Source organism: Vibrio sp. 10N.222.46.A1, from assembly GCF_041473595.1.
Lineage (GTDB): Bacteria > Pseudomonadota > Gammaproteobacteria > Enterobacterales > Vibrionaceae > Vibrio > Vibrio tasmaniensis_A.
In genome coordinates, this window is record NZ_JBFRSN010000751.1 from 1 (window position 1) to 2,218 (window position 2,218).

The 2,218-nt window shown below is 44.6% G+C and carries 2 protein-coding genes; both read right to left on the bottom strand.

Features of this window, described 5'->3' with window-relative positions; genetic code table 11:
• Positions 1-17: 17 nt before the first annotated feature.
• The gene (csdA, locus tag AB4496_RS19600) at positions 18-1,229 is read right to left on the bottom strand and encodes a cysteine desulfurase CsdA (RefSeq protein ID WP_009848362.1); all 1,212 of its coding nucleotides are present in this window, start codon (positions 1,227-1,229) and stop codon (positions 18-20) included.
• A gap of 87 nt (positions 1,230-1,316) precedes the next feature.
• Entirely contained in the window at positions 1,317-2,210 is an 894-nt protein-coding gene (gene panE, locus AB4496_RS19605; protein ID WP_009848363.1) for a 2-dehydropantoate 2-reductase, read from the bottom strand.
• Between the last annotated feature and the right edge of the window lie 8 nt (positions 2,211-2,218).

Here is a 2,218-nt window from a genome sequence, read left to right on the forward strand (position 1 = left end):
TCGCTACTCGCTACTCGCTACAGCATATCAACGGCTTTTTCTATCGCCGCTACGAGCTTTTCAACATCATCTAGATTGTTATAAATACCAAATGAAATACGAACCGTTCCTTTCACATTAAGTGCATCCATTAATGGGTGAGCACAATGATGTCCAGCACGTACTGCGATACCTTGTTGATCCAACAGGGTTGCAATATCTTGGTGGTGAACGCCATCCATCACAAAAGTAATCACACTTGCGTTGGGTTGATAACCCAATACCTGAATATCATCCAGTTTACTGAGTGCAAGATAAGTCTCGTGCTGCAGCTGGTGGATATGATTTTCGACATCTCGTTGAGCAAAATCACTTAACCATTCTATTGCGGTACTTAATGCTATCGCTCCTGCTACATTTGGCGTGCCCGCTTCAAACTTCCCCGGCAGTTCAGAAAATGTAGTGCCAGAGAAAGACACGCGCTCAACCATCTTGCCACCACCATGCCAAGGTGGCATCGCTTCGAGCAATTCAAGCTTGCCATAAAGCACCCCAATACCAGCTGGAGCATAGAGCTTATGCCCAGAGAACACGTAGAAATCAGCCCCTAAAGCAGCAACATCAACGGGCTCATGAACAATACCTTGCGCTCCATCGACCACAACAATCGCATTCATCTTGTGTGCTTTCTCGATCACTTCTTCGATGGGCTGACGAGAACCAGTCACATTAGTTATCTGAGCCAGAGCAACAATCTTGGTTCGATCATTTAATAGAGCGTCAAAGGCAGCAAGATCAAATTCACAATCTGACGTCATCGGTACTTTTACGACTTTCGCTCCGGTTTGTTCTGCCACAATTTGCCAAGGTACGATGTTGGCGTGATGCTCCATTTCGCTAACCAAAATCTCATCACCAGCTTGAAGCGTACTTCTTGCGTGCGTTTGAGCTATCAGGTTGAGTGCTTCGGTTGCACCGCGAGTCCAAATGATCTCTTTTGAAGAAGCCGCGCCAATAAACTGAGCGACCTTATCTCTTGCGGCTTCAAATTGACTGGTCGCGTTCGCGGTTAAGCTGTGACTGCCACGGTGAACATTGGCATTTTGTTTGGAGTAGTATTGGCTAATGGCATCAATAACCACCTGAGGTTTTTGTGTCGTTGCTGCGCTGTCTAAATAAATCAACGGTTGTTGATTGATGGTTTGTGATAGCGCAGGAAACTGCTCTCGGATGTGATTGATATCAAGCATCTATTCTTACCTAAAATCTTGGAAATTGTTGCTAGCGTTATGCTGAGCGGTATCGTTATTTTATCGCGACTTGTTAATCGTTGCTGACTAATCTTGATGATTCCAGCGATTTTCTCGTTCTTTAACCTGCGTAAACAGCTTTTGGTTAACAGGAACCTCTATCTGATGCTTAAGTGCTGTTTTTATCAAGTGTCCGGTAATGAAGTCGATCTCTGTCTTTCGTTGGTAAAACATATCTTGCTTCATTGATGAATTGTTCTTTGCTGTCGCTTGAATAACCTTGTTGACGCTTGTTTCTAATTCGTCGAATGAACAAGTAATGCCTTCCGCCAGCATCACTTGCGTGAGTTCTTTAACTATAGAACTCAAAATATCGTTAAACCTTTGGTCAGCAAGCTCTCCATTTTTGATTTGTTCCAGCCCAGTCAGTGGGTTGATTGCACAATTTATGGCGAGTTTAGCCCACAGCGCCGTTGTTATTTCTGGATTCCAACTCACGGCAGGGAAGGCATGTTCCAACACATCAACTAAAAAAGTGCACTGTTGCCCCTTGAGGTTAAAAGCACCCAATTGAGTTTGGCCGATTCCGGTGTGGGATACATTGTTGCTATTGGGTTTGAATGCTGCTTGAGTCGTGGTCGCCAATACTACTGGGTGAGCGTCAATTTGATTAGCAATGTTATCGACCGCTCCCATACCGTTGTGCATGAACATGAGAATAGTGTCAGGGTCGAGATATTGAAGCAGTGGGGTGGTTGCTTCTTCTACTTGCCAAGCTTTGACCGTGAAGATCACTAGATCACTTTCTGGTAGCTTCTCAATATTGTTGTTACTGAAGGAAAGTGAAGTTTGTTCATCAAGCGATAAGTCAATTGAGTTATCTGCGGAACGACTCCACAAAGCCACATTATGACCCGCTTGAAGTAGTTTTATCGCCCACAAAGAGCCGATAGCCCCAGGCCCAACAATAGTGATGTTCACAGCAATAC